Genomic DNA, 5,527 nt, shown 5'->3' on the forward strand with positions numbered 1-5,527 from the left:
CCAGCCTGCTGGCGATGGCGGCCTGGCAGCCGACCAAAATCTTGCAGATATCCCCACTCACTGTAGGAGCATGGCTTGCCAGCGATGGCGTCCTCACAGCCAACCAATCCCTTTCAGAACACCCAATCCAACTGTGGGAGCCAGCCTGCTGGCGATGGCGTCCTGGCAGCCGACCAAAATCTTGCAGATATCCCCGCTCACTGTGGGAGCTGGCTTGCCAGCGATGGCGTCCTCACAGCCGACCAATCCCTTTCAGATAGAACCAATCCAACTGTGGGAGCCAGCCTGCTGGCGATGGCGGCCTGGCAGCCGACCAAAATCTTGCAGATATCCCCGCTCACTGTAGGAGCATGGCTTGCCAGCGATGGCGTCCTCACAGCCGACCAATCCCTTTCAGATACACCTAATCCAACTGTGGGAGCCAGCCTACTGGCGATGGCGGCTTGGCAGCCGACCAAAATCTTGCAGATATCCCCGCTCACTGTAGGAGCATGGCTTGCCAGCGATGGCGTCCTCCAAACCACCGAATCTCTTCCAACTGTCCCTTCACCAACTCCTACACTGGTAAAACGGGCCATCAACCCAACCCCCGACGACCACCACAAAAGGAGTCAGCTCCATGTCCGATGACCGTAAATGCGACTGTCCGAAATGCAACTGCAAGCTCGGAGAGCATCCGATCGTGCGGCACGGCAAGCACTATTGCTGTGAAGCCTGCGCCAAGCATCACGAACACGGTGAAGAGTGCAGCCATCAAGGCTGCAAGTGCGCTCACTGAAAATCATCGCACAAAGGAATGTGGAGCCTGGTCGGACTCCACTTCCGGTTTCAAGCTTTTCCGCGTGTTCGCTGTCAGTTGGCCGGCCGCCATTTGACGTTTTCCACGCCGAATTTTTCTGCCATCGGCTTGCTGGTCTTTTGCACCTTTTCACGGCCGAAGCGCGGGATTCTTCCGATCCCTGCGTCGCAGCTCGCCCAATGCCAGGCCTCGGCGTTGTCCATTTTGTCCAGACGGATAATGAACGACTTGGGGGCGCCGTGAAGGGTGTATTCAATGACGAAAAGTTTTGCGTTGTTCATAAAGCCCTACTTCCTCCCTGTTGTACTTAGAAGGATCGCGGGCCACCGGGAAAATTCAGTCGGATTGTCAGGCGGTTGCCGTTGCTGGCGGCATCGGCGTCGCCTCGTTACCATGGCATGTCCCCCCAACCCCAATGATCATTGACCATGGCCCTTGCCGCCCCGCCCGATTTGAGTGATACCGATGTGCCGGTGCAACCGCTGGCGCGGACGTACCCGCGCGGGTTGTTCATCGAGCCGCATGAGCATGTCTGGGGGCAGTTGCTGTATGCGATGAGCGGGGTGATGTGGGTCGAGACGCCGCAAGAAGCGCTGGTGGTGCCGCCGCAACGCGCCGTGTGGTTGCCGCCGGGTGTGCCCCACGGGATTCGCGTGGTGTCGGACCTGCAAATGCGCAATATCTATCTGCGCCCATCCCTGGCCGCGACGCTGGATGACAGCGTGCAGGTGATTGAGGTGGGCGGGTTGTTGCGCGAGTTGATCGTTGGTCTGGTGGAGCAGAGCGACGACGGTGCTCCCGAGTATTACGAAGCATTGGTGGGCCTGGCGCTGCTGGAGCTCAAGCGGGCCAGGCGCTCGCTGCTGAAAATCCCGCTGCCGGACGATTCCGATCGGCGTTTGATGAATCTCTGTCAGGCGGTCATGGCCCAGCCATCGCTGGATATTCCCTTCGAACAACATGCCGAAAACGCCGGCGCCAGCGTGCGTACCCTCGCGCGGTTGTTCAAGGATGGCCTGGGCATGGGTTTCGCCGAGTGGCGGCGGCAGGTGCAACTGGCGATGGCGGCGGCGGAGTTGATCCAGGGTGTGCCGGTCAGTGCGATTGCCCGGGAACTGGGCTATTCGCCCAGCAGTTTCAGCGACATGTTCCGTCGGGCGCTGGGCGTCGCGCCTTCGCAGTATTCAGCGAGTCAACGCCAGGGCTGAGTCGAACCGGCGTTTGGCCGAAATTCAGAAGCACTTGGCCGGTGTTCGCGGCCCTCCCTCTCTAGACTCCAGGCATACCTCAATCGCCCACGGAGTCTGCCATGAGCTACTTCATTTCATTGGTTATCGGTCTGGGTGTCGGCCTGCTCTACGGCGCCCTGGATTTTCGTTCGCCCGCGCCACCGGCCATTGCGCTGATAGGTCTGCTGGGCATGCTCGCCGGTGAAAAACTCTGGCCGATGGGCCGGCAGTTGGTCGCTGGCTGGATCTCCTGAAACCTCTTCGCCTACTCGATGGATACATTCATGAAAGCATTACAGTTCGACAAAACCGGCGACCTCGCGGCCCTGCGCTACGTCGACGTGCCGACCCCTGTTGCCAGTGCTGATGAAGTACTGGTCGAAATCAAGGCGGCCGGCCTCAATCCCAGCGACGTGAAGAACGTTTTGGGACGCTTTCCATACACCACGCTGCCGAGAATTCCCGGCCGCGATTTTGCCGGGATCGTGGTGCAAGGCCCGCAAGCGCTGCTCGGGCAGGAGGTTTGGGGTACGGGTCGCGAATTAGGATTCTTCGCCGATGGCTCCCACGCGCAGTTCGTCAAACTGCCGGCCAATGGCGTAGCCCTCAAACCGACGCATTTGAGCTTCGCTCAAGCCGCCAGCCTTGGGGTGCCCTACACCACGGCGTGGGATGCGCTGGAACGCAGCCTGGTGAACGCCGAAACCCGCTTGCTGGTGATCGGTGGTGGGGCGGTGGGCAGTGCCGCGCTGGCACTGGCGAAGGTGCGGGGCGCCAAGCTGCTGGCGGCGGCGCGCCGGCCGGAGCAGGTCAAGGACTTGCAGGCCCAGGGTTATCAAACGCTGCAACTGGATAAACCCGAGGATCTGGGCGCGCAAGTGAACGCTGTGTTCACCGGTGGCGCTGACGTGATCTTCGACACTACCGGCTTCTGGCTGCCGGCCTCCGTTGCGGCTTTGGCCCCATTCGGGCGCATTGCAATCATCGCCGCGCCAGTCGATGGCATGGTGCAGTTGCCGGCGCTGGCGCTGTATCGCAAGGGCGGTTCGGTGGTGGGGATCAACTCGTTGCTGTATGGCGTGCAAGCCTGTGCGGCGATGCTCGACCAGTTCGGCAAGTTCTTCGATCAGGACTTGCTGCCGTTGCCTCAGGGGTTGTTCGAAACGCCTTTGGCTGAAGGGCTGGAGCGATATGCGGAAGTGAATCAGGGCAGTGGCGACAAGGTGATTCTGTTGCCGTAAGTCGATCCTTCAAAATCGCGTTGGTATAAACTCCTCGCATTATTTTGCGAGGAGTCCCTGATGAGCGAGCCGATCCGCCTGACCCAATACAGCCACGGCGCTGGCTGTGGCTGCAAGATTTCCCCCCAGGTGCTGGAAGTGATTCTGGCCGGCAGCGGCGCGCAGAATCTGGACCCGAAACTGTGGGTCGGCAATGCCTCGCGCGATGACGCGGCGGTGTACTCCATCGATGAAGAGCGTGGCGTGGTGTCGACCACCGACTTTTTCATGCCGATCGTCGACGATCCGTTCGATTTCGGGCGCATTGCCGCCACCAATGCCATCAGCGATATCTACGCCATGGGCGGCGATCCGTTGATGGCGATTGCGATCCTCGGCTGGCCGGTTAACGTACTGGCGCCGGAGATTGCCCGGGAAGTGATTCGCGGTGGTCGTTCGGTGTGTGACGAGGCGGGCATTCCACTGGCCGGCGGCCACTCCATCGACGCGCCGGAGCCGATCTTCGGCCTGGCCGTCACCGGCCTCGTGGAAAAGCGCCACATGAAGCGCAACGACACTGCCACCGCCGGTTGCCTGCTGTACCTGACCAAACCCCTGGGCATCGGCATCCTCACCACCGCCGAGAAGAAGGGCAAGTTGCGCAACGCCGACATCGGCCTGGCACGCGACTGGATGTGCACCCTGAACAAACCCGGCAGCCGCTTCGGCAAGCTTGAAGGCGTGACCGCGATGACCGACGTCACCGGTTTCGGCCTGCTCGGGCATCTGGTGGAAATGGCCGACGGCAGCCACCTGACCGCGCGTATCGAATACGACCGGGTGCCACGCTTGCCGGGCGTCGAGTACTACCTCGAACAAGGCTGCGTTCCCGGTGGCACCTTGCGCAATTTCGACAGCTACGCCAGCAAACTCGGGCGCCTGCAGGAATTGCACAAGCGCGTGCTGTGCGATCCGCAGACCAGCGGTGGCCTGTTGATCGCCGTTACTCCCGAAGGCAACGCTGAATTCCTCAAGGTCGCCGCCGAGCTGGGCCTGGACCTGGCGCCGATCGGCGAACTGGTTGAGCGACAGAGCAACGCGGTCGAGGTGTCTTGATGTCTGTCGACTACACCGATTACCGCGACATCTTCCTCAACGACCGGCCGATGATGGATGCCCGTGCGCCGGTTGAATTTACCAAGGGCGCGTTTCCCGGCGTGGTCAACCTGCCGCTGATGAACGATCACGAGCGGCAGCGGATCGGCACCTGCTACAAGCAACACGGTCAGCAGGCCGCCATCGAACTGGGTCATCAATTGGTCTCCGGCGCCATCAAGGCCGAACGCATCCAAGGATGGGCGGATTTCGCCCGGGCGCATCCCGACGGGTATTTGTATTGTTTTCGTGGCGGCTTGCGTTCGCAGATCGTCCAGCGCTGGCTCAAGGACGAAGCGGGCATTGACTACCCGCGCGTCGGCGGCGGCTACAAAGCCATGCGTACGTTCCTGCTGGACACCGTCGACCAGGCCGTCGCCCAGTGCGATTTCGTTTTATTGGGCGGCATGACCGGCACCGGTAAAACCGAAGTGCTGACGCAATTGAGCAACGGGCTGGACCTTGAGGGTTACGCCAACCATCGCGGCTCAAGTTTCGGCAAGCGCGCCACGGGCCAACCGTCGAATATCGATTTCGAGAATCGCCTGGCCGTGGATCTGCTGAAAAAGCGCAATCACGGCCTCGAACAATTCGTATTGGAAGACGAGAGCCGCGCGATCGGCAGTTGCGCGTTGCCATTGCAGCTGTTTCAGGGCATGCAGCAGTTTCCGATGGTCTGGCTCGAAGACAGCCTGCAAGGGCGGGTCGAGCGGATCCTGCGCGATTACGTGGTGGATTTGTGTGCCGAGTTCATCGCTGTGCATGGCGAGGAAGGCTTTGCGCTGTTTTCCGAGCGTTTGCTGGCGAGCTTGAACAATGTGCAGAAGCGTCTGGGCGGTGAGCGGCACCGGCGGATGCTGAACCTGATGGAGGATGCGTTGGCCGAGCAGGCCCGCAGCGGCGCGGTGGATTTGCACCGGGGCTGGATCGAAGGGTTGCTGGTTGAGTATTACGACCCGATGTATGTTTTTCAGCGGGAGAAGAAGGGTGCGAGGATCGAGTTTGCGGGGGAGCGGGGGGCAGTTGTCGAGTATTTGCGGGAGCGGGTGAGTCAGCGAGGGTGAAAGTGGTTTCGCTGGCCCCATCGCGGGCAAGCCCGCTCCCACAGTGATCTTGATTGAACA

Annotated in this window: 7 protein-coding genes; 6 read left to right on the forward strand and 1 reads right to left on the reverse strand. The window is 61.0% G+C overall.

The genetic code is table 11. The features are described 5' to 3' along the window. Positions 1 to 619 precede the first annotated feature (619 nt). A complete protein-coding gene (locus ACW9JC_RS28330) occupies positions 620 to 778 on the forward strand; it encodes a metallothionein (RefSeq protein WP_416129234.1) in 159 nt (52 codons plus the stop codon). A gap of 74 nt (positions 779 to 852) precedes the next feature. Here ACW9JC_RS28330 and ACW9JC_RS28335 read toward each other — a convergent pair whose 3' ends face one another. Continuing rightward, positions 853 to 1,080 carry a DUF6555 family protein gene (locus tag ACW9JC_RS28335; protein ID WP_074880815.1) on the reverse strand — a complete coding sequence of 76 codons (228 nt, stop codon included), beginning with the start codon at positions 1,078 to 1,080 and terminating at the stop codon, positions 853 to 855. A 147-nt stretch (positions 1,081 to 1,227) separates the two neighbouring features. Here ACW9JC_RS28335 and ACW9JC_RS28340 point away from each other — a divergent pair, with 147 nt between their 5' ends. The 5 genes from ACW9JC_RS28340 to mnmH all read left to right on the forward strand — a co-directional run bounded on the left by ACW9JC_RS28340 (position 1,228) and on the right by mnmH (position 5,467). After that, positions 1,228 to 2,007: an AraC family transcriptional regulator gene (locus tag ACW9JC_RS28340; protein WP_457459172.1), complete on the forward strand. Its 780-nt coding sequence runs from the start codon at positions 1,228 to 1,230 to the stop codon at positions 2,005 to 2,007. Between the two features lie 101 nt (positions 2,008 to 2,108). Then, positions 2,109 to 2,282: a DUF1427 family protein gene (locus tag ACW9JC_RS28345; protein ID WP_192304656.1), complete on the forward strand. Its 174-nt coding sequence runs from the start codon at positions 2,109 to 2,111 to the stop codon at positions 2,280 to 2,282. A gap of 30 nt (positions 2,283 to 2,312) precedes the next feature. After that, positions 2,313 to 3,269: a quinone oxidoreductase family protein gene (locus ACW9JC_RS28350; protein ID WP_457459175.1), complete on the forward strand. Its 957-nt coding sequence runs from the start codon at positions 2,313 to 2,315 to the stop codon at positions 3,267 to 3,269. A 60-nt stretch (positions 3,270 to 3,329) separates the two neighbouring features. Then, entirely contained in the window at positions 3,330 to 4,364 is a 1,035-nt protein-coding gene (gene selD, locus ACW9JC_RS28355; protein ID WP_457459177.1) for a selenide, water dikinase SelD, read from the forward strand. Further along, a complete protein-coding gene (mnmH, locus tag ACW9JC_RS28360; RefSeq protein ID WP_457459179.1) occupies positions 4,364 to 5,467 on the forward strand; it encodes a tRNA 2-selenouridine(34) synthase MnmH in 1,104 nt (367 codons plus the stop codon). The genes selD and mnmH overlap by 1 nt, the downstream gene beginning before the upstream one ends. Positions 5,468 to 5,527: the final 60 nt, after the last annotated feature.

The sequence above is a fragment of the Pseudomonas sp. SDO5591_S426 genome (genome assembly GCF_054070755.1).